At 33.8% G+C, this 25,656-nt stretch carries 28 protein-coding genes; 9 read left to right on the top strand and 19 right to left on the bottom strand.

The features are described 5' to 3' along the window. Positions 1 to 46: 46 nt before the first annotated feature. From dtd to AAYQ05_RS20070, 12 genes are all read right to left on the bottom strand, one after another. A complete protein-coding gene (dtd, locus tag AAYQ05_RS20125) occupies positions 47 to 499 on the bottom strand; it encodes a D-aminoacyl-tRNA deacylase (protein WP_343545071.1) in 453 nt (150 codons plus the stop codon). A gap of 95 nt (positions 500 to 594) precedes the next feature. Next, on the bottom strand, positions 595 to 1,572 hold the full coding sequence (gene rsgA / locus AAYQ05_RS20120) for a ribosome small subunit-dependent GTPase A (RefSeq protein ID WP_343545070.1): 978 nt from the start codon (positions 1,570 to 1,572) through the stop codon (positions 595 to 597). Positions 1,573 to 1,832: 260 nt separating this feature from the next. After that, positions 1,833 to 2,915: a bifunctional 3-deoxy-7-phosphoheptulonate synthase/chorismate mutase type II gene (locus AAYQ05_RS20115; protein WP_281634009.1), complete on the bottom strand. Its 1,083-nt coding sequence runs from the start codon at positions 2,913 to 2,915 to the stop codon at positions 1,833 to 1,835. A 12-nt stretch (positions 2,916 to 2,927) separates the two neighbouring features. Beyond that, on the bottom strand, positions 2,928 to 3,785 hold the full coding sequence (locus AAYQ05_RS20110; protein ID WP_343545069.1) for a prephenate dehydrogenase: 858 nt from the start codon (positions 3,783 to 3,785) through the stop codon (positions 2,928 to 2,930). 114 nt (positions 3,786 to 3,899) lie between these two features. Next, positions 3,900 to 5,045, bottom strand: a complete 1,146-nt coding sequence (locus AAYQ05_RS20105; RefSeq protein WP_343545068.1) for a pyridoxal phosphate-dependent aminotransferase — start codon at positions 5,043 to 5,045, stop codon at positions 3,900 to 3,902. Between the two features lie 108 nt (positions 5,046 to 5,153). Next, the gene (locus AAYQ05_RS20100) at positions 5,154 to 5,993 is read right to left on the bottom strand and encodes a prephenate dehydratase (RefSeq protein ID WP_343545067.1); all 840 of its coding nucleotides are present in this window, start codon (positions 5,991 to 5,993) and stop codon (positions 5,154 to 5,156) included. 564 nt (positions 5,994 to 6,557) lie between these two features. Further along, on the bottom strand, positions 6,558 to 7,724 hold the full coding sequence (locus AAYQ05_RS20095) for a DUF1501 domain-containing protein (protein ID WP_343545066.1): 1,167 nt from the start codon (positions 7,722 to 7,724) through the stop codon (positions 6,558 to 6,560). A 12-nt stretch (positions 7,725 to 7,736) separates the two neighbouring features. Continuing rightward, positions 7,737 to 9,134: a DUF1800 domain-containing protein gene (locus tag AAYQ05_RS20090; RefSeq protein ID WP_343545065.1), complete on the bottom strand. Its 1,398-nt coding sequence runs from the start codon at positions 9,132 to 9,134 to the stop codon at positions 7,737 to 7,739. Between the two features lie 351 nt (positions 9,135 to 9,485). Next, entirely contained in the window at positions 9,486 to 11,879 is a 2,394-nt protein-coding gene (locus AAYQ05_RS20085; protein ID WP_343545064.1) for a ribonucleoside-diphosphate reductase subunit alpha, read from the bottom strand. A 262-nt stretch (positions 11,880 to 12,141) separates the two neighbouring features. Continuing rightward, on the bottom strand, positions 12,142 to 13,119 hold the full coding sequence (locus AAYQ05_RS20080) for a ribonucleotide-diphosphate reductase subunit beta (protein WP_109190762.1): 978 nt from the start codon (positions 13,117 to 13,119) through the stop codon (positions 12,142 to 12,144). A 336-nt stretch (positions 13,120 to 13,455) separates the two neighbouring features. Then, a complete protein-coding gene (locus tag AAYQ05_RS20075; protein ID WP_177211919.1) occupies positions 13,456 to 14,025 on the bottom strand; it encodes a DUF3109 family protein in 570 nt (189 codons plus the stop codon). Positions 14,026 to 14,111: 86 nt separating this feature from the next. Further along, on the bottom strand, positions 14,112 to 14,894 hold the full coding sequence (locus AAYQ05_RS20070) for a hypothetical protein (protein WP_343545063.1): 783 nt from the start codon (positions 14,892 to 14,894) through the stop codon (positions 14,112 to 14,114). 291 nt (positions 14,895 to 15,185) lie between these two features. Between AAYQ05_RS20070 and AAYQ05_RS20065 the strand changes: the two genes are divergently transcribed. From AAYQ05_RS20065 to AAYQ05_RS20055, 3 genes are all read left to right on the top strand, one after another. Further along, the gene (locus tag AAYQ05_RS20065; protein ID WP_008465051.1) at positions 15,186 to 15,764 is read left to right on the top strand and encodes a MarC family protein; all 579 of its coding nucleotides are present in this window, start codon (positions 15,186 to 15,188) and stop codon (positions 15,762 to 15,764) included. 107 nt (positions 15,765 to 15,871) lie between these two features. Then, positions 15,872 to 16,075 carry a hypothetical protein gene (locus AAYQ05_RS20060; protein ID WP_095928256.1) on the top strand — a complete coding sequence of 68 codons (204 nt, stop codon included), beginning with the start codon at positions 15,872 to 15,874 and terminating at the stop codon, positions 16,073 to 16,075. Position 16,076: 1 nt separating this feature from the next. Then, positions 16,077 to 16,682: an FAD-dependent oxidoreductase gene (locus tag AAYQ05_RS20055; RefSeq protein WP_343545098.1), complete on the top strand. Its 606-nt coding sequence runs from the start codon at positions 16,077 to 16,079 to the stop codon at positions 16,680 to 16,682. 229 nt (positions 16,683 to 16,911) lie between these two features. On the opposite strand, the gene AAYQ05_RS20050 is transcribed toward AAYQ05_RS20055, so the two are convergent. The 5 genes from AAYQ05_RS20050 to AAYQ05_RS20030 all read right to left on the bottom strand — a co-directional run bounded on the left by AAYQ05_RS20050 (position 16,912) and on the right by AAYQ05_RS20030 (position 20,193). Next, positions 16,912 to 17,073, bottom strand: coding sequence for a hypothetical protein (locus tag AAYQ05_RS20050; RefSeq protein WP_343545061.1), 162 nt, complete (start codon positions 17,071 to 17,073; stop codon positions 16,912 to 16,914). Between the two features lie 129 nt (positions 17,074 to 17,202). After that, positions 17,203 to 17,568 (bottom strand): nuclear transport factor 2 family protein, encoded by a 366-nt coding sequence (locus AAYQ05_RS20045; RefSeq protein WP_343545060.1) that lies wholly within the window; start codon positions 17,566 to 17,568, stop codon positions 17,203 to 17,205. 17 nt (positions 17,569 to 17,585) lie between these two features. Beyond that, positions 17,586 to 19,163 (bottom strand): S41 family peptidase, encoded by a 1,578-nt coding sequence (locus AAYQ05_RS20040; protein ID WP_343545059.1) that lies wholly within the window; start codon positions 19,161 to 19,163, stop codon positions 17,586 to 17,588. Then, on the bottom strand, positions 19,163 to 19,594 hold the full coding sequence (locus AAYQ05_RS20035; protein ID WP_248728441.1) for a deoxycytidylate deaminase: 432 nt from the start codon (positions 19,592 to 19,594) through the stop codon (positions 19,163 to 19,165). The genes AAYQ05_RS20040 and AAYQ05_RS20035 overlap by 1 nt, the downstream gene beginning before the upstream one ends. Positions 19,595 to 19,599: 5 nt before the next feature. Continuing rightward, a complete protein-coding gene (locus tag AAYQ05_RS20030; protein WP_281634022.1) occupies positions 19,600 to 20,193 on the bottom strand; it encodes a HupE/UreJ family protein in 594 nt (197 codons plus the stop codon). 168 nt (positions 20,194 to 20,361) lie between these two features. On the opposite strand from AAYQ05_RS20030, the gene AAYQ05_RS20025 reads away from it, so the two are divergent. Continuing rightward, a complete protein-coding gene (locus AAYQ05_RS20025; protein WP_177211913.1) occupies positions 20,362 to 20,793 on the top strand; it encodes a TerB family tellurite resistance protein in 432 nt (143 codons plus the stop codon). A 113-nt stretch (positions 20,794 to 20,906) separates the two neighbouring features. Here the strand turns inward: AAYQ05_RS20025 and AAYQ05_RS20020 are convergent, their stop codons facing one another. Both AAYQ05_RS20020 and fbp read right to left on the bottom strand, forming a co-directional pair. Continuing rightward, positions 20,907 to 21,323, bottom strand: a complete 417-nt coding sequence (locus AAYQ05_RS20020; protein ID WP_343545058.1) for a BACON domain-containing protein — start codon at positions 21,321 to 21,323, stop codon at positions 20,907 to 20,909. 224 nt (positions 21,324 to 21,547) lie between these two features. Further along, a complete protein-coding gene (fbp, locus tag AAYQ05_RS20015; protein WP_343545057.1) occupies positions 21,548 to 22,555 on the bottom strand; it encodes a class 1 fructose-bisphosphatase in 1,008 nt (335 codons plus the stop codon). Positions 22,556 to 22,726: 171 nt separating this feature from the next. Between fbp and AAYQ05_RS20010 the strand changes: the two genes are divergently transcribed. From AAYQ05_RS20010 to AAYQ05_RS19990, 5 genes are all read left to right on the top strand, one after another. Next, positions 22,727 to 23,215, top strand: a complete 489-nt coding sequence (locus AAYQ05_RS20010) for a GNAT family N-acetyltransferase (protein WP_177211910.1) — start codon at positions 22,727 to 22,729, stop codon at positions 23,213 to 23,215. Between the two features lie 154 nt (positions 23,216 to 23,369). After that, positions 23,370 to 24,629, top strand: a complete 1,260-nt coding sequence (locus AAYQ05_RS20005; protein ID WP_343545056.1) for an aspartate kinase — start codon at positions 23,370 to 23,372, stop codon at positions 24,627 to 24,629. Between the two features lie 199 nt (positions 24,630 to 24,828). After that, positions 24,829 to 24,990 carry a hypothetical protein gene (locus AAYQ05_RS20000; protein WP_343545054.1) on the top strand — a complete coding sequence of 54 codons (162 nt, stop codon included), beginning with the start codon at positions 24,829 to 24,831 and terminating at the stop codon, positions 24,988 to 24,990. A gap of 43 nt (positions 24,991 to 25,033) precedes the next feature. Further along, positions 25,034 to 25,234: a hypothetical protein gene (locus AAYQ05_RS19995; RefSeq protein ID WP_343545053.1), complete on the top strand. Its 201-nt coding sequence runs from the start codon at positions 25,034 to 25,036 to the stop codon at positions 25,232 to 25,234. 193 nt (positions 25,235 to 25,427) lie between these two features. Then, positions 25,428 to 25,655, top strand: a complete 228-nt coding sequence (locus AAYQ05_RS19990; RefSeq protein ID WP_343545052.1) for a hypothetical protein — start codon at positions 25,428 to 25,430, stop codon at positions 25,653 to 25,655. The last annotated feature ends 1 nt before the right edge of the window (position 25,656 follow it).

Here is a 25,656-nt window from a genome sequence, read left to right as displayed (position 1 = left end):
ATATATATTATTTTCAGAAATCCTTAACAAATGTTTAATAATATTTTTATTCCCTATTTTTGCTGTCTATTACAATAGTAACTGGACCGTCATTTAGAAGACTAACTTTCATATCGGCACCAAAAATTCCAGTTTGGATTTTCTTATCGAATTCTTTTTCAACCACTTGAACAAAGTTTTCATACATTGGAATTGCAAAATCTGGTTTTGCTGCTTTTATGTAAGAAGGACGATTTCCTTTTTTAGTGGATGCGTGAAGCGTAAATTGACTGACAACGATTATATCTCCGTCAACATCTTGCACCGAGCAGTTCATAACATCATTTTCGTCTCCAAAAATTCTCATTTTAATGATTTTTCCAGCAAGCCAATCAATATCTTCCTGAGTATCGGCTTCTTCTATTCCGACTAAAATTAATAAACCTTTTTGTATATCGGCAACAATTTTAGAATCAACTGTTACTGACGCTTGGGAAACCCTTTGAATTACTACTTTCATTTATTTTTAAGTCTGAAAGTCAAAAGTCAAAAGTCAAAAGTCTAGCACGTTTCTAAAAAACTTTAAGACTTTTGACTTTTGACTTTCGACTAATTTTACTTTCTCGTTTCATCACTCGCAGCACGATCTTCGCCATAAGTATCGGTACGATAATGTTCGTCGTCACCTTCAAGGATTTTAAGGTAACTATTATAGCGTGACCAAGCAATTTCATCTTTTTCTAAAGCTGCTTTTATGGCACAATGTGGTTCTTCTTTATGCAAACAGTTATTAAACTTACATTGATCTTTCAATTTAAAGAATTCTGGAAAATAATCGGTGATTTCTGTTGGCTCCATATCAACGATTCCGAAACCTTTAATTCCAGGAGTATCAATAATTCGGGCATCAAAAGACAAATCGTACATTTCGGCAAAAGTTGTAGTATGCTGGCCTTGTTTGCTTTGTTCTGAAATTACCGAGGTCTTCAAATGAAGACTAGGTTCCATTGCATTTACCAAAGTTGATTTTCCAACACCCGAATGTCCAGAAAACATACTTACTTTTCCAATCATCATTTCTTTTAGCTTATCAACACCTTTATTTTCTGTTGATGAAATTCGGAGACATTTATATCCAATTTCCTGATAAATATGTTGCAAATAAAGCTGATCATCTAAAGTCTGTTCTGTTAAAGTATCGATTTTATTAAAAACTAGAACAGCTTCAATTCCGTATGCTTCGGCAGTAACCAAAAAACGATCAATAAAGCTAGTCGTTGTTGGCGGATTATCAATGGTAACCAATAAAAAAACCTGATCGATATTGGAAGCAATAATATGAATCTGCTTGGACAAATTAACCGATTTACGAACAATATAGTTTTTTCGTTCATGAATATTATGAATCGTACCGGTAACAGCATCCGAAGTTTCATCTAATTCATAATCGACAATATCGCCTACAGCAATAGGATTGGTACTTTTTATGCCCTTAATTCTAAATTTCCCTTTCATACGGCATTCCACAAAATCTCCTTGTTCAGATTTTACGGTATACCAGCTTCCTGTAGATTTGTATACGGTTCCTGTCATTCTTTTATTTTAGATTTCTGATTTTAGATTTTAGATTAAAACCTAAATCTTTTGCAAAGATAAATGAATAATTTTAAAGATGACTCACAGTTGAAACCGTATGCTATATTATGCAAAACAAAAATCCCCACCACTTTTTTCAAAGCAATGGGGATTTTAAAAAAACAATCTATTTTTAATATTGTGTTATAAGAAAACTTACCATTAGTTGCGAAACAAACTTAAATCAACTTATATCACTTATATACTTTAAGACAAAATTATGCGTTGAAAATTTTCTCTTGGTGACCAATACTTTCTTGGTGGATCGCTTTGAACATTCTCAAAACGAATTCTTCAGTAAGACCTTTTTTCTCACCTTCTAAAATCATTTTCCCTAAGATTTCATTCCAACGGTTGTTTTGAAGGATTGCAACGTTAGCATCTTTTTTCACCTGACCAATTTCGTCAGCTACTTTCATACGTTTTCCTAACAATTCTAATAAGTTAGCATCCAAAACATCAATGTTAGCTCTTAATTTTTTCATTTTTTGGCTGTACTCATCTGTAGTATCATCCGTTTTTCTGATAGTCAAATCTTTAATGATTTGTTTCAAAGCCTCAGGAGTTACTTGCTGAGCAGCATCAGACCAAGCATTATCTGGATCGATATGCGTTTCGATAATCATACCATCGTAATTCAAATCTAAAGCCTCTTGAGTCACTTCGAAAATCATTTTACGATCTCCAGTAATGTGAGATGGATCGATGATTAATGGCAAATCAGGGAATTTATTTTGCAATTCGATAGCAATCTGCCATTCTGGAATGTTTCTGTATTTTGTTTTTTCGTAAGTAGAGAAACCTCTGTGAATAACACCTAATTTCTCGATACCTGCCATGTGTAAACGCTCAACACCACCTAACCATAAAGCTAAATCTGGGTTTACAGGGTTTTTAACCAAAACAATTTTATCAGTTCCTTTTAATGTATCAGCAATTTCCTGAACTGCGAAAGGGTTTGCCGTTGTACGTGCACCAACCCATAAAACGTCGATATCGTGTTCTAAAGCCAGTTTACAGTGAGCTGCAGTTGCAACTTCAGTTCCCATTAATAAACCAGTTTCAGCTTTAGCTTTTTGCAACCATTTTAATCCAATTTCTCCAACACCCTCAAATCCTCCTGGACGAGTTCTTGGCTTCCAGATTCCAGCTCTGAATACGCTTACTTTTGAATCTTTTAATTCGTGAGCAATTTTTAAAACCTGATCTTCAGTTTCTGCACTACAAGGTCCAGCTATCACAAGTGGGTGATTTAAATTGAAATCTTCTAACCACTTTCTCATTTCTTTTTTATTTTCCATCGTTTTTATAGTTTACTTTTTTATAGTTATTCCGTTTAATATTTCTCTAATTTTATTTACACTTTCCATTTCTTCAAAAATGGCGTTGTAATTGTCGTCTGCTAGCAAATCTCTAAATTGAGTCAAATTTGCAATATAACCTTCTAAGGTTTCCAGAACGTATTCTTTGTTTTGTTTAAAAATGGGTGTCCACATTGCGGGTGAACTTTTTGCTAGACGAACGGTACTCTCGAATCCACTTCCCGCCATATCAAAAATATCCTGCTCGTCTTTTTCTTTTATCATTACTGTTTTTCCTAGCATAAACGAACTAATGTGCGATAGATGCGAAACATAAGCAATGTGTTTGTCGTGCGAAACTGGATCCATATATCGAATTCTCATTCCTATTTCGCTAAAAAGCTGTAACGCTTTTTCCTGCAATTTGAAAGCGGTTTTTTCCACTTCACAAATAATGTTTGTTTTTCCTTTAAACAAACCTTTTATCGCTGCTGAAGGCCCAGAAAACTCTGTTCCTGCAATTGGGTGCGTAGCAATAAAATTTCTTCTTTTTGGATGATTGGCAACCACATCGCAGATGGGCTTTTTGGTCGATCCTACTTCAAATACAATTGTTTTGTCTCCACTTGCATCCAGAACTTTAGGCAACACTGTCAGCGCCACATCCACCGGAACCGAAACGATTACAAAATCTGCTTTTTGTAAATCTTCGAAGCTTCCCGCTTCATCAATAACTCCAAGATCAATTGCTTCCTGCAAATGTTTTTCGTTATTGTCAATTCCGAAAATAATCGCATTCGGATGCTTTTCTTTGATGTCTAACACCATCGAACCGCCAATTAATCCTATTCCTATTACGTATACTTTCATAATTTTTTAAATTCCAAAATTTTAAATTCCAAATTCCAATTAAAAAGCTTCAACTTCGCTCAGCCTGACAATCTGGATAAAAATCTTGATTCTTGATTCTACAATCTTAATACTCTAAAATCGATCAATCGCTTCTTGTACTTTTTCTTCTTTCACACACAATGAGAATCTGATATATCCTTCGCCGTTACTTCCAAAAATGGTTCCTGGCGTGATGAAAATATGTTTGTCATATAATATTTCGTCAATGAACTTCTCTGCTGATTCAATTCCTTCTGGCAATTTCGCCCAAACAAAAAGACCAACTCCTTCTTTATAAACTTCGCAACCTAATTTTTCTGCAAGTTTTTCTGTCAATTCTCTACGGCGTCTGTAAATTTTGTTTTGGTCTTCGAACCAAGATTTATCACATTTTAAAGCAGCGATAGCACCTTTTTGAATTCCGTAATACATTCCGCTGTCCATGTTACTTTTTACTTTTAGAACTGCATCGATAATTTCAGCATTTCCTAAAACCATTCCGACTCTCCAGCCAGCCATGTTGAATGTTTTACTTAATGAATTCAGCTCTAAAGCCACATTTTTAGCGCCTTCAACCTGCAATAAACTCATCGGATTATCATTCAAAACAAAACTATACGGATTGTCATTGATCAATAATATATTGTGTTTTTTAGCAAAAGCAACCAATTTTTCAAATAACGCTAAACTTCCTCTCGCTCCTGTTGGCATGTGCGGATATCCCAGCCACATAATTTTCACTTTCGAAAGATCCAGTTTTTCTAAAGCTTCAAAATCCGGTTCCCATCCATTTTCTTCTTTCAAATCATAATAAACCGGAACTGCCTGAACCAAATTAGTTACTGATGTATAAGTTGGATAACCTGGATTCGGAATCAAAACGTGATCGCCTTCGTTTAAAAATGCTAACGAAATGTGCATAATTCCTTCTTTTGAACCCATAAGAGGTAAAATCTCATTATTAGGATTCACTTCAACACCAAACTGATCACGATAAAAATCAGCCATCGCCTGTCTCATTTCTGGCAACCCCTGATAGCTTTGATAACCATGCCCGTTTTCGTCTTGAATTGCTGCAGCGACTGCCTCAATTACTGCTTTTGACGGACTCAAATCAGGGCTTCCAATTCCCATATTGATGATCGATTTTCCTTCAGACATCAGCTGTCTCACTTCTCTGAGTTTTGATGAGAAGTAGTATTCTTCAACTGTGTCTAATCGTTTTGCTGTTGTAATCATTTTTTTTATTGCTTTAGGCCGTAAGCTTTAGGCTTTAGGCTCTTTTAAACTCTTTAATTTATTTTTTTGACTTTAAGACTTTCGACTTTCCAACTTTATGACTAAAATTTAAGACTCACTTAAAGGTTTTGTATTTTTATATTCTCCTAACACTTTAAAATATTCTGCCATGATGTTTAATAACGTTTTGGCTTTTGCGAAATCTTCGTATTTGTCGAATGTCACATCTACGAAGAATGAATATTTCCAAGGTGTTTCAATTTTTGGAAGCGACTGAATTTTTGTCAAATTCAGTTTGCAGTCACTCATAACATTTAAAACCGCTGCCAAACTTCCTCTTTTGTGATCTAATTCAAATTTTACAGAGGCTCTGTTGATTTCGTTTTCTGGCAAAAATGAATTTTGCTTTTTAATGATTACGAAACGAGTCATATTGTTTTTGATCGTTTGAATCGATGATGCAATAATATCTAGATCGTACATTTCAGAAGCGGTTACACTTGCAATCGCTGCAATTCCAGTCAATTGTTTTTCTTGAATTCTTCTAGCTGTTTCAGCCGTATCTTTATCCTCAACCAATTTGATATTTGGATATTGTTTCAAGAAATCCATACACTGCAAAAGTGCCATCGGGTGTGAATGAACTTCTCTTATGTCTTCAATTTTCTGACCTTTTAAAGCCATTAAATTCTGCTGAATGTTTAAATAATGCTCTCCAATTATGTGCAAATTATTCTTATCAATCAATGCATAATTCGGAATAATTGGCCCTGCAATTGAATTTTCGATCGCCATAACGGCCTGATCAGATTTTCCGGCAATAAGGCTGTCGATCAATTCTTCAAAAGACAGACATTCATCAATATCCACATTTCCAGAGAAATACTCTTTTACAACCTGATGATGAAATGATCCTTTAATACCTTGTATTGCAATTTTCGTTGTCATATAGTCAAAAAAAAATCCTGATTTGCATCAGGATTGTATATTAGTTTTATTTGTCTTAAATTTTATCTCAAATAACCATAGCACAATCCTGACTTCTACTAAAGAAGAAATAAAAATTGTTGCTAAAATAAAAACGGTTACTAGCCATTTTGTTTGTGTTTTGTTTTAAATTCTCTGCGAATGTATAAATTATTTTTAGCGCACCAAAAAAAAGATTGCATTTTATGAAACAAAAAGGGATTTCTTAACAAATTTAGCAGGTTTTGTATGATAATATAAAAAAATCGGCTTAAAATGAGAATATTAGAATGAGGTTCTAAGATTCTGAGATGCTAAGGTTCTAAGTTTTTTCGCCACGAATTCACGAATTAGTACAAATCTTTGTGGTTGATTCATTCAAATTACACAGATTACTCTCGATGTTTTTGTCATTTCGAGGAACGAGACTCGAGCGATAGCGAACAGGCGAAGCAAATCTCCACAAGAAGCTCGACAAAGATTGGCGATTTTGATTGTAGAGTTACTCGCGAAGATTTCTCGTTCCTCGAAATGACAAGATTGCGGTTATCCAAACAACCCCGAAACTGGTTTATTTATAATCCCAATTTTAGAATAATCGAAGTTCATTTTTTCTTTTAATAAAGAGGCATAGACACTTCTGAAATCAATTTCATATTTTAAATCGCCATTATCTAAGTCTGCCAGATTTGGATTTCTTCCTAAAATAGTTCCTTTATTATTTCCTCCTATGATAAACATTGGCGCTGCAGTTCCATGATCGGTTCCGTTGCCGTTGTCTTTTACTCGTCGCCCGAATTCTGAAAAAACTACAACTGTTACATTCTGTAATAACTGCGACTGCTTTAAATCAGAATAAAAACTATATAAGGAATCATTTAAATCAGTCAATTTTCGTTCGTGGATCGAAAGTTGATTATCGTGTGTATCAAATCCATTCAAGGATGTATAATATACTTTTGAGTTTAAATTTCCCTTTATCAATCTCGCAATCCATTCTAAATTTTTAGATAATTCAGTTTTTGGATAACTGATTTCTGTTTTAGATTTCGCCAAAGCTTTCTGAATTTCATCTGAACCTTCGGTAACTGAATTCGCAATTTTTCGAACAAAATCCAAATGCGGATTTTTGGACAATGTCACATCTTCTTCTCTAGATTTTACCTTAAATCGGTTCGGATCTTTTACAGTTATAAAATTCGGCTCCAATCCTTTTAAAGCCAAATTATCAATCGAATCTAAATTGATTCCTGCAGTCACCTGATGTCCGTTGCATTGCAAATCCAAAAATCTTCCAAGCCAGCCTTCATTCATATATTTGTTAGAATCGGTTGCAGTCTGCCAAATCTCCTGGCTTCTAAAATGGGAACGAATTGGTTCTGGATAACCCACATTCTGAATTACGGTCAAATCTCCGTTTTGTTGCATTTGGGCAAAATCTTTCAATGAAGGATGAAAAGCCATCCCTTTATTTTTACTAATCACCAAATCTTTATTTAAAGCAATTTTGGTCCTATAGTCATAATATAATGGATCATCGTACGGGATAAAAGTATTTAAACCGTCGTTTCCGCCATTGAGCTGTACAAAAACAACACATTGTTCCCCCACAATCAAATTGTTCTGAGAACCAAAAGCGTGTAAAAAATCAGGAAGTACAAGCAATCCGCCTGTAAAAGTTCCCGTCAATGTTAGAAAATTTCTTCTGTTCATGATTACTGCTTTTTATATTAATTGATATTCGGGAAGTTTTGTGATGTAGTTAAAAAGTCTGACCACAGCAAAATCAGCGTGCGGATCTTTGGGATCAAAATCGTATTTCAGAAGATTTTCCATGTCTTTTTGCATCGATTCGTTTACATCAAATAAAAGTCTATTCGATAATTGGGCAATAATGGTTTTATTGTTTCCGCTGGAATCAAAATCAATCTTCACATCGATTTTTTCGAATTCTGCTTTTGGCGACTGAATTTGCCCATCCATTGTGTTTAATATTTTTCTCGAAATTGTCCTTCCTTTACAAAGTAAATCTGAAGTATTGTTTCGCTGCAAATAAACCTGAGAAGTCAACCAGGAATTTCCGCCATCCCAACCTTTTACATTCACCTGATTATACAAATCCATTCCTTGTTGTCTCAAGAAAAGTGCAATCATAGCATTGTCAAAATCTTTAATTTCTAACTCATCAATAAGCTGAATAATATAAACCAATGGATCTTTGATTTTGTTTCCGGCATTTTCTTTGGCATATTCTTCTGTGAAAATTTTAGTCAGCAAAGGTTCAATTTCGAAGTTTTTCTTTCGAAAGTAATCGCCATAATGAACCACCAAATCTTCTGGCGGATTATCATAAACAAACCATTTAAGAATTTTTCGCGTGATTAAATATGGAATGTTTTTCTGTTCAAAAATAATATCGACTAAATCGTCTGCTTTCCAGTTTCCAGTTTTTCCGAAATAGATTTTATCGCTGTTGTCTTCTATATTTTTTCTGTAAACTGCGCCATCATCACCATAATTTAACCCTGCCAAAGCTCGTGCGCCGTTCTTAATATCGCTTTCTGAATAATTCCCAATTCCGATTGTGAATAATTCCAATAATTCCCGACTTAGATTTTCATTGAATTTGCCTTTTTTATTATCGACATTATCCAGATATTTAATCATGGCATTCGATTTCAGAATCTGTTTGGTTAATTCCTTAAAATTACCAAAAGCATTTTCGCGCAAAATCATGTTGTGCTGATAAATCCAATAATTGACTTTAACTTTTTGGGTTGTTGACACGAAGTGATTGTGCCAGAAACAAACCATGTTTTCACGAAGCGGAAATTCATCTGTCCGCATTTTATCAATCCACCACTTTCTGAATTCTATAGCCGAATAAACTTCTCTTTTGAGAACTTTCTTCTTAGCTACTGAATCAGCATCTTTAATGGATCGTTTTAATTCCTTTAGTTGAAGAAGTGTTTTAGGATCATCTTCTAAAAAAGCGGGGAGTTGTTTGTCAACTTTTGAAGCATAAGATTTTTTCAGAAATTTTTCAATTCCCAATTTCTCGATTTCATCGGCTTCTTTTCCTGAGAAGCCTAATCGTAAGGACCAAAGACTGCTTTTTTTCATCGTTCAGAAATTATTACAATAAGACTTGAATTTCTTTTAAAGGTTTAATTTTAAAAGAGACTAAGGTGCTAAGATTCTAAGGTGCTGAGTTTTGAAAAAGTCTTTGGTAATAATTAGAACGGGGAATTTTTGAGGATATTGTTTACACAATATTGGACAATCATAATCAAATATAGCCCGTGGTTTCAACCACGGGGAACGGATTATGGTTATGCCTTGTGTTCCCGTGGTTGAAACCACGGGCTATGTTTGAGTAAAAAGCTATAACAAAAAAAGCAGTTATCATGACGATAACTGCTTTTCATATATCAAATCTAAAATCTAAAATCTCAGATCTAAACTCTAAAATCATTAAGACCCACACATTTCACAATCCTCAGGATCTGCGGCTTGTGCTTTTAAAAGCATCGCTTTGTAATCCTCAACGCTGATTGCTTCAGTTTCCTGAACTAATGATGGAGCTGTTTCTTCTTTTTTATCGTTGTTTAATGTGAATTTAATCGCATCTACAGCCGCTTTTGTTCTTAAGTAATACATTCCTGTTTTTAAACCAGATTGCCAAGCGTAAAAGTGCATTGAGGTTAGTTTAGAATAGTTAGCATCTTGCATGAACAAATTTAGCGATTGAGACTGGTCAATAAAATATCCTCTTTGACGAGACATATCGATAATGTCTTTCATAGACATTTCCCAAACTGTTTTATAAAGATCTTTCAAGTCTTGTGGAATCTTATCAATGTTTTGAACAGATCCGTTATGACGCATAATTTCTTGTTTCAAATCTTCGTTCCATAAACCTAGTTTCACTAAGTCTTCTAGCAAGTGTTTGTTTACTACGATGAACTCTCCAGACAATACACGACGAGTGTAAATGTTTGATGTATATGGTTCGAAAGCTTCGTTGTTTCCTAAGATTTGAGAAGTCGATGCAGTTGGCATTGGCGCTACTAACAATGAGTTGCGAACTCCATGTTCTACCACTTCTTTTCTTAATGAAGCCCAGTCCCAACGTCCTGATAATTCTTCATCTTTCATTCCCCACATATTGTGTTGGAATTCTCCTTGTGACATTGGCGAACCTTCGAAAGTTGAATACGGTCCTTCTTCTTTTGCCATTTCCATAGAAGCGGTTACAGCAGCGAAATATAAAGTTTCGAAAATCTCTTGGTTTAATTTTTTCGCTTCATCACTTGTAAACGGCATACGCAACATAATGAAAGCATCTGCTAAACCTTGTACACCTAAACCAACTGGACGGTGGCGTAAGTTAGAGTTTTCAGCTTCTTTTACTGGATAGTAGTTTCTGTCGATTACTTTATTCAAGTTACGCGTTACACGTTTTGTAACATTGTAAAGTGCTTCGTGATCAAATTTTCCGTTATCAATAAACATTGGCAAAGAGATTGAAGCCAAGTTACAAACTGCGATTTCATCTTTAGAAGTAAACTCCATAATCTCTGTACACAAGTTAGAAGAACGAATTGTTCCTAAATTCTTGTGATTCGATTTACGGTTTGCTGCATCTTTGTACAACATATATGGTGTTCCAGTCTCGATTTGAGATTCTAGGATTTTCTCCCATAACTCACGAGCACGGATTGTTTTTCTTCCTTTTCCTCTAAATTCATAATCCGTATACAATGCTTCGAATTCTTCTCCGTAAACATCATATAATCCTGGACATTCGTTTGGACACATTAAAGTCCAAGTTGAATCTTCCTGAACGCGTTTCATGAATAAATCTGAAGTCCACATTGCGAAGAATAAATCTCTCGCACGCATTTCTTCTTTTCCTGTATTTTTCTTTAAATCCAAGAAATCAAAGATATCAGCATGCCAAGTTTCGATGTAAATCGCAAAACTTCCTTTACGTTTTCCGCCACCTTGATCTACGTAACGAGCTGTATCATTGAAAACTCTCAACATTGGAACAATTCCGTTTGAAGTTCCGTTTGTACCGCGAATGTAAGATCCAGTCGCACGAACATTATGAATAGAAAGTCCGATTCCTCCCGCTGACTGCGAGATTTTTGCTGTTTGTTTTAATGTATCGTAAATTCCGTCAATACTATCATCCTGCATTGCCAAAAGGAAACAAGAAGACATTTGCGGCTTTGGAGTTCCTGCATTAAACAACGTTGGCGTTGCATGCGTAAAGAACTTTTTAGACATTAAATCGTAAGTTTCAATTACTGATTTTAAATCGTCTAAGTGAATACCAACAGAAACACGCATTAACATATGCTGTGGACGCTCCACGATTTTTCCGTTTATTTTAAGAAGATAAGAACGCTCTAAAGTTTTGAAACCAAAGTAATCGTAATTAAAGTCTCTTGTATAAATAATATGAGAATCTAAAAAAGCAGCATTTTCTTGAATCACTTTGTAAACATCATCAGCAATTAACGGTGCATCTTGACCGTTTCTTGGGTTTACATAGTGATACATATCTTTCATCGTTTCTGAGAAAGATTTTTTTGTATTAGAGTGTAAATTTGAAATTGCCACACGCGCCGCTAATTGTGCATAATCCGGGTGGGCAATCGTCATAGATGCTGCAGTTTCTGCCGCAAGATTATCCAATTCAGAAGTCGAAACTCCATCATACAATCCTTCGATAACTCTCATCGCTACCTTTACCGGATCTACAAGCTCATTTAAGCCGTAGCACAATTTTTTGATTCTTTCTGTAATCTTATCAAACATTACGGGCTCTCTGTGGCCATCTCTTTTTACTACATACATAAGCTTACCTTTTATAGTTATTGAAAAAATGAAAGTACCTAGAGAACGGACTCCAGCACTTAAACATTGCGTGTTTTTAAATTAATTTTTGAGAATTACCAAATTCTCAATAGTTACTCATTTCAAATTCGAAAATCGAATTTAAATGCGTCAAAAATTGCTATTGAATCTGCGACTTGGGGAAAGAGATTCAACCTTAAAATATTCTTGTAATCTTTTTTTAGTGTCTCTAGAAGATAGACACTAAAAGTATTTTTGTTGTCTAAAAATCTGCATCAAATGAAATTTTCTGAGCATCACTATCTGTGTTCATCACACCAGATTTTTGATACTCTGCAACACGTTTTTCAAAGAAATTAGTTTTTCCTTGAAGAGAAATCATGTCCATGAAATCAAATGGATTCGCTGATCCGTAAACACGCTCGCAACCTAATTCTACTAAAAGTCTGTCAGCTACGAACTCTAGGTACTGTGTCATTAAACCTGCATTCATACCAATTAAACTTACCGGAAGAGATTCAGTTACAAACTGTCTTTCGATATCTAAGGCATCGACAATAATTTCTTTAATTCTTTCTTTTGGCACTTTATTTACCAAGTGATGATTGTGCAAGTGAACCGCAAAATCACAATGTACGCCTTCGTCACGAGAAATCAACTCATTAGAGAAAGTTAAACCTGGCATTAAACCACGTTTTTTCAACCAATAAATTGAACAGAAGGCTCCTGAGAAAAAGATTCCTTCAACTGCAGCAAAAGCAATAAGTCTTTCAGCAAATGAATCTGACTCGATCCATTTTAAAGCCCATTCTCCTTTTTTTGCAATAGCAGGAAATACTTCCAACGCATTAAACAATTCTGTTTTTTCTGCTTCGTCTTTTACATAAGTGTCAATCAATAAAGAATACGTTTCACTATGAATGTTTTCCATCATAATTTGGAAACCATAGAAAAACTTTGCCTCAGCATATTGAACTTCGTTTACAAAATTCTCAGCAAGATTTTCATTTACGATTCCGTCAGAAGCAGCAAAGAATGCTAAGATATGTTTAATAAAATATCTTTCGTCGTCATTCAATTTATTATTCCAGTCTGTCAAATCTTGGTGTAAGTCAATTTCTTCTGCAGTCCAAAAACTAGCTTCCATCTTCTTATACCACTCCCAAATATCATGATGTTTAATCGGAAAAATAACGAAGCGATTTTTATTTTCTTGTAATATTGGTTCGATTTGTGACATGACAGATTCAGTTAATTTTTTTATAGAATTTTTACACATTCAGTGCACTACAAAGATTGTCAATTAACGTCAAAAATAAAAGCCAAACTTATTCACAATCGGACGTAGTTTTTAACAAAGGCTTAAATTTGAAAAATTTTTCAGACAATAATTAATTTACTGCAAATGAATGATTTAAAAGCTATTTTACACTTCAAAAGCCCCGTAAAATATAGACTTTTTAGATTAAAAAGCAAGAAATTTTAAATAGTTTTAAAAAGTTTTTTTCGAGTCAAAAATTTATTTTTTTGAATCAAAAGTTGTAGTCAAAAAGACTATAATTTTTACTGTGGATTTTTATGAATTTTTGAGTTCTTCGGCAACTTTTTCTAGCTCCAAGTACCAGTCTTCGCCAAAACGTCTTATCAACGCTTCTTTTACAAATTTGTAAACTGGAACTTCCAATTCTTTTCCTAACGAACAGGCATCATCACAAATATCCCATTTATCATAATTGACTGCAGCAAATTCTGTGAAGTCTTTTACACGAATTGGATACAAATGACAAGAAACTGGTTTTTTCCAATCAACAAGTCCTTGGTTATAAGCTTGCTCAATTCCGCAAAGCGCAGTTTTTCCGTCAAAAATTACGTAAGCACAATCTTTATTATCAATAAGCGGCGTTTCGAGATCTCCGTCAGTTCCTTTTACCCAAGTGCCTTGAGCTTCGATTGCAGCAATTCCTTCTTTTCTTAAAAAAGGCTTTACTTTTGGATAGATTTCTTCTAAAATTTTTGTTTCGGCTTCGTTTAAAGGCGCGCCGGCATCTCCATCAACACAGCAAGCTCCCTTGCAAGCTGATAAATTACAAACAAATTCTTTTTCGAGGATGTCCTCTGATACTATGGTTTTTCCTAATTGAAACATTTTGCAAAGGTAACTAAAGATTCAGGAAATAAAAACACTCCCAAATATATGTTCTTAGTCTAAATAACCTGACTTACAAACCCATTTTACATGAATTTATAATCTGATTTATTAAAAGTAAAAGCGCTCTTTTCTAAACTAACACATTTCAGCGTTGTCACTTTTTTGCTTTTTAGATCTTTCATAGTCATATCCATCAGCAGAGTGCGTTCTTCAGGTTTAAAGTAATTTACAAATTCATCTGGCACTTTCCAGCCTTTTTGATTTTTAAACATATCTCCAAAACTCACTTTTGCTTCGTTTGTGTAATAACAAATAATATCGTGTTCATCGTTTGTCATTTGTATTCCTTTACAATTGTATCCTAAAAAAGTTTTATTTGGTAATGTCTTAATTGTGTATTTTGATTTTTCTCCCTCTTTTTTTGCCATTGCCGAATAATCTGGCATTTTTGAAGCTGTCGCCATTTTGCTTTTACCGTCACCAAAACCCGTCACCGTTATATTATTCTTAGAATCCATTATCATCATCATATTCTGCCCTTTCCCCTGATCAATATTCATTGCAAAATAAGAAGCGTTGGGCTCCAGAAAATAATTTGCATTCATTACCTTGCCTTCATCCGTTTTAATTTCCATGATATATTTCCAGCTAAAAGAATAAGAATCTGGAACTACCGAAGGATCAACTTTATTTTTTCCATAATTTAAAACAGCATTTTCCATACTTGCATTTTGATCAGCAGTTTTACTGCTATTCTGCGTTTTTTGTTCAGCTGCTTTTTTAATTTGCTGCCAGATTTGGGCTTGTGAACTATTGAACGAAAACAATAAACACAAGAAAACTATAACAAACACCATCTTTTTCATAACCTCCTCTTTTTAAATTAGAACAAATTTACCAATTGATTTTCAGTAAGTTATATTTTTTAACGTTTGATTTCATGAACTTTATTAAGACAGGCATTCAAATAAATTAAGTTCAGAAACAAAACGTCTTTTTTTCTTCGAATCAATAATTTAAACACAATAATGTTATAAATATCACATTTTACACACGCAATAGATGTTTTTATAACAAAAATACATTGTATCGAAAAAACACCTAACTTTATTAACTACTTTTGCAGCAGTTTTTTAAACCCTAAAAATCAAAGCGATATGTTAGAAATCGATTTTAAAGAAATCATTACCGTTAGTATGGTGCTTTTTGCCGTAATTGATATTGTTGGTTCAATTCCGATTATTGTGAATTTAAGAGCTAAAGTCGGACATATCGAATCTGAAAAAGCTTCTATCGTGGCCGGAGCCATCATGATTGTTTTTCTTTTTGTTGGAGAAGGTTTATTGAATTTAATTGGTATCGATGTCCATTCGTTTGCCGTTGCAGGATCGTTTGTTTTGTTCTTTTTAGCTTTAGAAATGATTTTAGGAATCAGAATTTATCGTGACGAAGAACCTGGTTCTGCTTCTATCGTGCCATTGGCTTTTCCTCTAATCGCTGGAGCAGGAACGATGACAACCCTACTTTCACTTCGATCTCAGTTTCATACAATTAACATTATCATTGCAATTGTGTTGAATATTATATTGGTTTACATCGTTTTAAAGTCATCCAAAAAAATCGAAAATCTATTGGGAGAGAACGGACTTGGAGTGGTTCGCAAGACATTTGGAGTAATACTTTTGGCGATTGCTGTTAAATTATTCGCTGCTAATGTTAAAGGTTTGTTTGTCTAAAATTTATTTTTATAAATTTACCCCGTAAAATTTCTAAAATACAACTTTAAGGCATTTTCTCCATAGAGTTCTACTTTATTATTTTAGGCAAAAACAAAAACAACCTTATGAAAATTTTCACTTCAATCTTAGTGCTTTTGGCATTAGCTTTAATCGTTTTTAATATTACGCTATTAGACTTTCAAAACCCTTTCCAAGGAGATAGTATGGTAGCTTTTATTGGAATCGCCGCTTCATTTTGCGCTGTTTTGATTCTTTTGATTTTTAGGATTTCAAAAAGAATTGAAGAAAAAATGAATGACAACAGATAATATGTTTGATGTTTTAATTATCGGCGGAGGAGTATCTGGAATGTCATGTGCTCTTATCTTAGGGTCCGCAAAAAACAAAACTTTTGTTACTGATAAAAAAATCGGAATTTTTACCCACCAGAAAAATTCTTCTTTACAAGAGGCAATATTTTATAACGCTTACGGAATTACACCAGGAAAATTAGGTTCTGAACTGCTTTCTGAAAGCACACAGGATTTAGCGACAACGTACCCGCACATTACACAGATTCCAAATGAAAAAGTAATGAAAATTGAGGGCAGTTATCCTGAATTTATAGTAGTGACCAACAAGAATTCATACAAAACAAAAAATATCGTGGTCGGAATTGGTTCAGCCAATACTTTCGACATTGAAGGTTTAATGCAATTTGTTGAACCTCACAAAAAAGCACTTCCAGAAAAACAACGAATTCAACTTAAAAATGAAGATCATAAAGTTACTGACGGCATTTATGTAATCGGGACTTTAGCGGGTTGGAGAAGCCAATTGGCAATTGCTGCCGGAAGTGGTGCAGCTGTAGCAACAGACATTCTTACTTTATGGAATAACGGTGTACAGACTCACGCTCACGATAGTATTCGATAAAATTATTAAACCATATAAGCAATATAAGTTCATTTAATCTATACGCAAAGTATAATATGAACTTATATCACTTATATGGTTTATTTTTTGAGTGACTGTTTTTTTTATTTAACCGAAACGATTTGGGTTACTTTAATATGGTTTTCCTCCTCGGTTTTCCATTTTTCTCCTTTAACAGATACTACATCTCCAATTTTTAGTTGTTTGTAGTTTTGAGGGCCGCCTACGTTTACAATACTAATTGTTGCAAAGTATACTTCTTTGCTTCTTTGGCGTCTGTTGTAATTTTTGCTGTGTAGCCATCTTTACCAGCTTCTATACCGTCTACTTTTCCTGAAACTACAGCATTTGCATCGTTTTTCATAGTCGTACAAGAAATTACAAAGGTCATTAAGAGTACTAGAAAACTTATTCTTTTTAAATTTTTCATATATTTTAGCTTAACCGCGAAGTTCGCGAGGATTTACGCAAGGTTCGCAAAGTTGTATTTTAAGTTAACATTAAATTATTTAATCAAACTTTACGCCAGCTGAACACAGCTTCCTGCTATAACTTTCAAATTTTTCCCTATTTTTTTCCAGACTCTTATATACTTGAAAACCCCATTAATCGGATTTCCATCATAAGACCCATTTAATGCAACTGTAACAGTAACTACAGCCGAGTCACCAATAATATTAACGATTTGATCAGAACCTTCCAAAGAATCAATTTTAATCTTTCCAGAACGATAGGTCTGTAAATCGAAATCTTTAGTAATGGTTTGCCCATCTGGCATATTAAACAATAAATCATCATGAAGAATGGTTTCCAAAGCCATAACATCCGATTTTTTAATTGCAGTTAGGAGTTCAATTTCTGCATTAACAACGGTTTCTATTTTCATGCTATAAAGATTTGAAGTTATTTCTTCGGAGTCAGAATTGTTTTTATCATGGCATCTTCTTTTAAGATCACATCATAATAATACAACTCTCCATACAACTGTCGGGCAAATTCAGCTGTAATATGACGGTTTACAAGTGCTTTCGTTTTATCCAATTTCAAATCCAGACCTGTCATCAAAATATAATTTTTGAACTTTTTAAAATACACGTCTGAGTTTTTCATTTTAGCCAAAAAAACAGCGAAACTATCACCTGCAAAAGCATTTCTATTTTTATCCAATTCTTCGAAAACAAAATGACCAACAATTCCTGTTTGCAGCAAATAAGCAACATTTTCATTTCCGTGCTCTGCTTCCATTGGCACAAAAACGTCAGGGACAATTCCGCCGCCGCCGTATACTATTTTACCTTTTGGAGTTTTAAATTTTAATGAATCAGCTACCTTTATGCTGTCTTTCGCATACAACTCTCCAGTAGCAATTCTAGATTCTGATTCTTTAAAATATTCTTCGTTCCCTTTTTTATATGGCTTCTGAATCGATCTTCCTGTCGGAGTATAATAACGTGCTACAGTTAATCGTACTGCAGATCCGTCATTGAAATCCATTTCTCTTTGAACTAGACCTTTTCCAAAAGAGCGCCTTCCGACAATTGTTCCGCGATCATTATCTTGAATTGCTCCAGCTAAGATTTCGCTTGCAGAAGCACTATTTTCATTAATTAAAACATAAACTTTGCCTGTTTCAAAACTTCCTGCTTTTGTGGCGTATGTTTTTTCGGTAGAACCGTTTTTGCTTTTTGTGAAAACGATTAATTGTTTGTCTTTCAAAAATTCATCTGCAATGGCAATCGCTTCTTCCATATAACCGCCTCCATTGTCGCGAAGGTCAATTACAAGAGACTGAATTCCTTTTTGTTTTAATCTCGTTAAACCTGTTTTGAACTCGTTGAAAGTAGTTTCTGCAAAACGGTTTATTTTGATGTAACCTACATTATCCCCAACCAACAAAGAAGCATCAACACTCTTAATCGGAATGATATCTCGTTTTACTTTAAACTTTAATTTCTTTTGTTCTGATTTTCTAAAAACAGTCAATTCAATTTCTGAACCTTGAAGGCCTTTTAATTTAGAAAACAAACTATCAGAAGGCAGTTTTCTGCCATATAATTTGGTTTTTCCTGCAAATAAAATACGATCGCCAGATTTTATTCCTGCTTTTGCCGAAGGTCCATTTTCGACTGGTTTTATAATGGCAACCGAATCTTTATACATGTAAAAATTGATTCCAATTCCCACGAAATCACCTTTCATGCTTTCGGCAACCTCAGCTTGCTCGCTTGGCGGAATATAAACCGAATGCGGGTCTAATTTGGAAAGAATATTATCGACTGTAAGATTTACAATCGAATCGGTATTGACGCTATCAACATATTCAGTATTGATAAAGTCAATGAGTTTATTAAGTTTGGTTTTAGAGTAATTTTTAGCCAAAAGCTGGTCGCTTGCTGGAGCATTCATAAGGCTACCAGCAATTGTTCCAAGAGCAAAAGTTGCTCCTATGACTATTGGCAAATATTTCGGATTAAATTTCATTACTCTTCTAAAACAGGAATATGTTCTACCTCTACGCCTGCTTTTATTAAAAATTGAATTCCAGAATCATCACGATATCCATCTTTATACACCACTCTTTTTATTCCTGACTGATGTATTAATTTACTGCATTCTTTGCAAGGCGAAAGCGTGATATACAATGTTGCGCCTTCACAAGACTGAGTCGATCTGGCTACTTTTAGAATGGCATTTGCTTCGGCATGCAAAACATCCCAGCGTGTTAATCCATCTTCGTCTTCGCAGCAATTTTCAAATCCAGAAGGCGTTCCGTTGTAACCATCGGAAATAATCATTCTGTCTTTTACAATAATCGCTCCGACTTGTTTTCGTTTACAGTAAGAAAGCAGGCTCCACTCTTTTGCAATTCGCAGATATGCTTTATCGTATTTATTCCTTTTTTTTACTTCCATTTAATTTATCTGTTCCAAATTGGGCTTTCGATAATCATCGGAATTACAACTCCAATAATAAAAGCCGACATTACAAGTGCCCAATCACGTTTTGAAAAACGGAAAACGGTCTGCACTATATATGAAATTACCAGAACCACAAAAACTACTACTAGCTGAGCAGCTTCTATTCCTAAGGCAAACTCTCCCAAAGGTAACAATTTTGAGGTTGCAGAACCTCCTAATATTGTTTTGAAATAATTAGAAAAACCAAGTCCATGAATAATTCCAAAGAATAAAGTTATGAAAAATACCAGATTTACGCCATCATTTTTTGAGGTCTTTCCAGCCGTAAATAAATGATAAAGAGCTGTTACCAGAATTGTAATCGGAATCAGAAATTCTACAACATCTACTTTTATGGCAATGATGCCGTAAACAGAAAGAATTAAAGCCAAAGTATGACCAATTGTAAAAAGAGAAACCAATAAAAAAATTCTTTTCCAGTCTTTAAAAAGATACGGAACGGTTAAGGCGATTAAAAAAAGAACGTGATCGTAAGCATTGATATCTAAAACGTGTTTTAATCCTATTTGAAAATAAATCCAAAATTGTGACATAGGTGTAATATAATTAAATAATTAGGGGTTGTAAACTTACGATTAATTTTCAAACTTAAATATTGAAGCCATCAAATCCTTCAATAAAGAAAAGTTAAATTTTATGAGAATTTTAAAATCGATAATTTAAAAATAAGGCTATATTTGTTTTACAAAAACTTTACAATTATGTCATTTTCAGAATTATTTGATAGCGAATTCAAGCAAAGAAACAAAGGACACTTTTCTGCTATCGTTCGTGTAGCATTAGCTGATGGAGTTGTATATCCAGAAGAAAAAGCCTTTTTAGACAAACTTGCTTCTCGTTTAGAAATTACAGAATCGGAATACGAAGAAATTCTTAGCGATCCGTTAAAATATCCGATCAATCCACCTTATTCATATGTTCAACGTTTAGAGCGTTTATATGATTTGACAAGAATGGTTCATGTTGATCATCATCTTGAAGACAAACAAGAAGTATTATTGAAAAAAATAAGTGTTGCGCTAGGATTCACACCAAGCAACGTAGATTATATTATTGCAAAAGCATTGTCATTGGTTGACAATAAAGTGGATGCTGATACTTTTATCTACGAAATGCAGCACATGCATAAATAGTATTCAGTAATCAGTTTTTAGTGTTCAGTTTTTATACTGAAACTTGACTGCAAACGAAAATTAAAAACACAAAACCCGATATTGATTTTATCGGGTTTTGTGTTTTAAACCCTTTATTTTGACTGCGTGATATTTATATTATCAAAATAGTTTCCTGACTGTAATCCTATATTAAGAACCCTTTCTGCACCCGTTGTATTTTTACTCATCGTAATAATCAAAGTGTTTCCGTTTTTCTTTTCTACTTCGAAAACATCATTTTTAAAGATAAAATTTTCAGAAGACAAATTTACAGTTCCTTTATCAATTCTTACTTTGTCTAATGCAAAGCTATTTACCCACCATCCTTTATATTCTGCAGTAATCGTAACTGTATTGGCCTCTGCCGTAAAAGAAGCTTCTTTCTTGGAAAGTTTAATCTCGTCTCCAGATGGTCCAAGCGGATAGTCTTTAATTTCATCGCTGCTGCAGGAAACAAACAAAACTGAAAATATTCCGAACAGAATCATCAATAGTTTTTTCTTCATCATAATTTACTTTTTGGTTTTTGATTAGTTTTAAGGCGCTTACAAAAAATTAATCCATAATTTCTCATAAACATTTGGTTCTTTTTAAAGATTGACAAAACTAAAAATGGTTGCGTCTTTTTTTTAATTATCTTAAAAATAAAACCCGACAGGTTTTAAAAATCTGTCGGGTTTGCCGTTCATAGTCAAAAACAACTTGAAACCTGAAACTTGAAACAAAAAAAACTTTAATTCGCTTCAGCCATAAATTCCTCAGCTTTTTCTACCATATTATAGCTTCCACAGAAAAAAGGCACTCTTTGGTGCAATTCAGTTGGCTGAATTTCCATAATTCTTCCGAAACCGTCTGTTGCTTTTCCTCCTGCCTGTTCTGCCAAAAACGCCATCGGATTACATTCGTACAACAAACGTAATTTTCCTTTTGGTGCTTTTGAACTTGTTGGATAAATATAAACACCGCCTTTAATCATATTTCGATGAAAATCGGCTACCAAACTTCCGATATACCTTGAAGTATACGGTCTGTCTCCTTCTTCTCGCTGGCAGTATTTAATGTAATTTTTCACTCCCTGCGGAAAATGCACATAGTTTCCTTCGTTTACCGAATAGATATTTCCGTTTTCTGGAAACTTCATGTTTGGATGCGAAAGATAAAAAGTACCTATCGCTGGATTTAACGTAAATCCATTTACTCCATGTCCTGTTGTATAAACCAGCATTGTAGAAGTTCCATAAATTACATAGCCTGCTGCAACTTGATTGATTCCCGGTTGTAAAAAATCCTCGCTAGTTACCGGAGTTCCAATTGGAGTTACTCTTCTGAAAACAGAAAAGATAGTTCCCACAGAAACATTTACATCAATGTTTGAAGATCCGTCAAGCGGATCCATTAAGATCACGTACTTATTATTATGACTGTTGTCGCTCCCCTGAACAGTAATAAAATCGTCGTTTTCTTCGGAAGCAATACCACAGACAATCTCACGGTTTATTAACGTCTGGATAAATACTTCGTTTGCATAGACATCTAATTTTTGCTGGTCTTCACCTTGAATATTCTGCGCGCCTACAGCGCCCACAATATCTACTAAACCCGCTTGGTTTACTTTATGATTGACCACTTTTGCTGCCAATCTAATAGAGTTGATAATTCGCGAGAGTTCTCCCGACGAATACTGAAATGCTTTTTGGTTCTCAATAATAAACTCTCCCAGTGTTTTATTGCGTTCTTCCATTTCTAAATCGTTATAGTTTTATTTTTAAGTCACAAATATCGCTTATTTTGTGAGAATGATTTAAAAATTATTTTGTTTGTATGCTACTATTGTATATTTGCTAATAATCTGCAAAAAGCACTAGTTAAAATGGAGCTTTTTTAGATAATAAATACGTAAAAATAAGAATACATGAATATTAGAAAAGGAAATCCTGAAGATATGAAATCGGTGTTAGGGCTTATTCAGGAGCTGGCTATATTCGAAAAAGAACCCGATGCGGTTGTCATTACAGAAGATGATTTGATACGTGACGGTTTTGGTGAAAAACCATTATTTAATGTTTTTGTAGCAGAGATTGAAAACGAAGAAAAACAGAAAGAAATTGTCGGAATAGCATTGTATTATTATCGCTATTCTACTTGGAAAGGAAAGACAATTCATCTTGAAGATTTGATTGTAAAAGAAAAGATGCGTGGGACAGGTTTAGGTTCTGCCCTTTATGCCGAAATCATGAAACAAGGAAAAAGAGATAATGTTAGAAGGGTTGAATGGAATGTTTTAGCCTGGAATACACCAGCAGTTAATTTTTACAAGAATTCTGGCGCAAGAATTCTAGAAGACTGGCAAGTTGTGCAAATGGATGAAGCAGGCGTTAATTCATTCTTAGAAAAATTATAAAAAAAATATTTAGCCACAGATTATAAAGATTAAAATGATTTTAAAATCTGTGTAAATCATTTTATCCCGATAGCTATCGGGAGTGGCAAAAAAACAAATACTAGGTTTCTGTTTGAGTCTGAAATCTAAAATCTAAAAATCTATTAATTAAAAAATGAGAGTATTTAAATTTGGAGGAGCATCGGTAAAAGATGCAGATGGAATTAAAAACGTATACGACGTTTTACAAAAAGTAGGTTACGAAGACGTAATTCTTGTAGTTTCGGCTATGGGAAAAACAACAAATGCTCTTGAAGTTGTAATCAAGAATTACTTTGAAAAATCGACAGAACTAAATGCTTCTGTTCAGGAAATTAAAAAATACCACAATCAGATCTTATTGGATTTGTTTGAAGATGAAAATCATCAAGTTTTCACTGCTGTAAATGCACAGTTTGATGAATTAGAATACTTTTTAGCTCATAATAAATCTCCAAATTACAACTTTGTTTACGATCAGGTGGTAAGTTTTGGTGAATTGATTTCGACTAATATCTTAAGCCATTATATGAATTTCAGAGGAATTCAGACGCAATGGCTTGACGTTCGCAATTTCATTAAAACCAATGCAAACTACAGAGATGCAGAAGTTGATTGGGAAACTACGCAGCAAAACATTAGTAAAAATGTTCCAAGAAAACAATTAAATATTACGCAAGGTTTCTTAGGTGCAGATGAAAATAATTTCACCACAACTCTTGGCCGTGAAGGTTCTGATTATACTGCTGGAATTTTTGCTTACTGCTTAAATGCGGAAAGTGTAACAATCTGGAAAGACGTTCCTGGAGTTATGAATGCCGATCCGCGTTATTTTGAAAATGCAAGTCTTTTAAACCAGATTTCATATCGTGAAGCTATCGAGTTGGCATTTTATGGAGCAACGGTTATTCACCCAAAAACATTACAGCCATTACAGAAAAAAGAAATTCCGTTATACGTAAAATCTTTTATCAATCCGTTATTAAAAGGAACTTGCGTTTCTAAAGGGGTAGATTTAGAACCACAATATCCATGTTTTATCGTAAAAAGAGAACAGCTTTTAATTTCGCTTTCGTCAATTGATTTTTCTTTTATTATGGAAGAAAACATCAGTGAGATTTTCGGTCTATTCCACGAATTCAAAATCAAAGTAAATTTAATTCAGAATTCTGCTATTAGTTTCTCTGTTTGTGTGGAAGATAAATTTGGAAATTTCCCAGAATTGAATGCAATTCTTTCTAAAAAATTCAAAGTAGAATACAACGAAAATGTAACCTTATATACAATCCGTCACTTTACAGAAGAGGCAGCACAAACTGTTGAAGCTAACAAAGAAGTTTTATTGAAACAAGTTAGCCGCGAAACTATGCAGATTGTCACTAAAGAATTAATCTAATATTGCTTTATAAAAGGTAATTATTTCAATTCAAATATATTTAAAAAAGGCTTCACTTAATTGTGAAGCCTTTTTTATACTCCTAACTCTTCCAAACTCTTTTTTCTTAGTATCAACAATATTAGAAGAAAATTATTACATTTATAAAAAATATAGAACCCGTTAACGATCGAATAATTTTAAAACCATATAATATATTATGTATAAAAGTGTAAAAATCATGACTTGGGTTGTTGTAGCTATTATCATGCTTGATGCCAATCAACATTTTCTTTCGGACAAAATGTTTGCCAATATAATGCTTTTGTTATTAGTTGCTTTCATCATAAATATAATTGGTTTGGGTCTCAAAAAAGATTAACTCAAAAAATAAAGAGAATAGTAATAATCTAAAAAAACTTAAAATGACCAAAAAGAATTTTTTACTTGTTTTTATCGTTCTTGGTTTATTATACATCGGTATCTCTTTAAGTCCATTGCTTACAAAAGATATTAAAGACATTTCTTATTCCGATTTTAGATTGGTAATTGGCCCTTTTCTCTCTACAATCGGAATTCTTATTACTTATACACAATTAAAAAAGGGAAAAGCAAACAAACAATAGCGATTTTCTACGGACTGAATTATCAATACTTGTTGTCTTGATATTATGTATTGTAAATGTATTATATAAAACAGAAAGGAATTTAAAACTAAACAAATCTAAAAATCATGAATAACATCTCATTCATCATGCCTCTGCTGGTAATCATTATTGCACTGGGATATCGATACAATAAAAGTAATTCTTCAAAAAAATGAAACAGAACCAAGAATCTTCTGAAGAAGAAAAAAACAATTGGAACCAAGATCCAAATAATTGGGTTTGGGGACTTTTCTATTACAATCCAAAAGACAAAAGATTATTTCCTCCAAAGAAAATTAAGGAATTAGGCTGGACGATTAATTTTGCCAATCCCAATTCGGTTTTTCTTTGTGTTGTGCTGATTCTGGTCTTGATGATTATATCTGAAAGTGTAAAATAAT

This window comes from Flavobacterium movens (assembly GCF_039581425.1).
Taxonomy (GTDB): Bacteria; Bacteroidota; Bacteroidia; order Flavobacteriales; family Flavobacteriaceae; genus Flavobacterium; species Flavobacterium luteolum.
This window is presented reverse-complemented; position numbering and strand designations above follow the sequence as displayed.

Bases quoted from the DNA above. Each gene is read 5' to 3' on its own strand.
- dtd (WP_343545071.1), bottom strand. From the start codon at position 499: ATGAAAGTAGTAATTCAAAGGGTTTCCCAAGCGTCAGTAACAGTTGAT.
- rsgA (WP_343545070.1), bottom strand. From the start codon at position 1,572: ATGACAGGAACCGTATACAAATCTACAGGAAGCTGGTATACCGTAAAA.
- AAYQ05_RS20115 (WP_281634009.1), bottom strand. From the start codon at position 2,915: ATGGAAAATAAAAAAGAAATGAGAAAGTGGTTAGAAGATTTCAATTTA.
- AAYQ05_RS20110 (WP_343545069.1), bottom strand. From the start codon at position 3,785: ATGAAAGTATACGTAATAGGAATAGGATTAATTGGCGGTTCGATGGTG.
- AAYQ05_RS20105 (WP_343545068.1), bottom strand. From the start codon at position 5,045: ATGATTACAACAGCAAAACGATTAGACACAGTTGAAGAATACTACTTC.
- AAYQ05_RS20100 (WP_343545067.1), bottom strand. From the start codon at position 5,993: ATGACAACGAAAATTGCAATACAAGGTATTAAAGGATCATTTCATCAT.
- AAYQ05_RS20095 (WP_343545066.1), bottom strand. From the start codon at position 7,724: ATGAACAGAAGAAATTTTCTAACATTGACGGGAACTTTTACAGGCGGA.
- AAYQ05_RS20090 (WP_343545065.1), bottom strand. From the start codon at position 9,134: ATGAAAAAAAGCAGTCTTTGGTCCTTACGATTAGGCTTCTCAGGAAAA.
- AAYQ05_RS20085 (WP_343545064.1), bottom strand. From the start codon at position 11,879: ATGTATGTAGTAAAAAGAGATGGCCACAGAGAGCCCGTAATGTTTGAT.
- AAYQ05_RS20080 (WP_109190762.1), bottom strand. From the start codon at position 13,119: ATGTCACAAATCGAACCAATATTACAAGAAAATAAAAATCGCTTCGTT.
- AAYQ05_RS20075 (WP_177211919.1), bottom strand. From the start codon at position 14,025: ATGTTTCAATTAGGAAAAACCATAGTATCAGAGGACATCCTCGAAAAA.
- AAYQ05_RS20070 (WP_343545063.1), bottom strand. From the start codon at position 14,894: ATGAAAAAGATGGTGTTTGTTATAGTTTTCTTGTGTTTATTGTTTTCG.
- AAYQ05_RS20065 (WP_008465051.1), top strand. From the start codon at position 15,186: ATGTTAGAAATCGATTTTAAAGAAATCATTACCGTTAGTATGGTGCTT.
- AAYQ05_RS20060 (WP_095928256.1), top strand. From the start codon at position 15,872: ATGAAAATTTTCACTTCAATCTTAGTGCTTTTGGCATTAGCTTTAATC.
- AAYQ05_RS20055 (WP_343545098.1), top strand. From the start codon at position 16,077: ATGTTTGATGTTTTAATTATCGGCGGAGGAGTATCTGGAATGTCATGT.
- AAYQ05_RS20050 (WP_343545061.1), bottom strand. From the start codon at position 17,073: ATGACCTTTGTAATTTCTTGTACGACTATGAAAAACGATGCAAATGCT.
- AAYQ05_RS20045 (WP_343545060.1), bottom strand. From the start codon at position 17,568: ATGAAAATAGAAACCGTTGTTAATGCAGAAATTGAACTCCTAACTGCA.
- AAYQ05_RS20040 (WP_343545059.1), bottom strand. From the start codon at position 19,163: ATGAAATTTAATCCGAAATATTTGCCAATAGTCATAGGAGCAACTTTT.
- AAYQ05_RS20035 (WP_248728441.1), bottom strand. From the start codon at position 19,594: ATGGAAGTAAAAAAAAGGAATAAATACGATAAAGCATATCTGCGAATT.
- AAYQ05_RS20030 (WP_281634022.1), bottom strand. From the start codon at position 20,193: ATGTCACAATTTTGGATTTATTTTCAAATAGGATTAAAACACGTTTTA.
- AAYQ05_RS20025 (WP_177211913.1), top strand. From the start codon at position 20,362: ATGTCATTTTCAGAATTATTTGATAGCGAATTCAAGCAAAGAAACAAA.
- AAYQ05_RS20020 (WP_343545058.1), bottom strand. From the start codon at position 21,323: ATGATGAAGAAAAAACTATTGATGATTCTGTTCGGAATATTTTCAGTT.
- fbp (WP_343545057.1), bottom strand. From the start codon at position 22,555: ATGGAAGAACGCAATAAAACACTGGGAGAGTTTATTATTGAGAACCAA.
- AAYQ05_RS20010 (WP_177211910.1), top strand. From the start codon at position 22,727: ATGAATATTAGAAAAGGAAATCCTGAAGATATGAAATCGGTGTTAGGG.
- AAYQ05_RS20005 (WP_343545056.1), top strand. From the start codon at position 23,370: ATGAGAGTATTTAAATTTGGAGGAGCATCGGTAAAAGATGCAGATGGA.
- AAYQ05_RS20000 (WP_343545054.1), top strand. From the start codon at position 24,829: ATGTATAAAAGTGTAAAAATCATGACTTGGGTTGTTGTAGCTATTATC.
- AAYQ05_RS19995 (WP_343545053.1), top strand. From the start codon at position 25,034: ATGACCAAAAAGAATTTTTTACTTGTTTTTATCGTTCTTGGTTTATTA.
- AAYQ05_RS19990 (WP_343545052.1), top strand. From the start codon at position 25,428: ATGAAACAGAACCAAGAATCTTCTGAAGAAGAAAAAAACAATTGGAAC.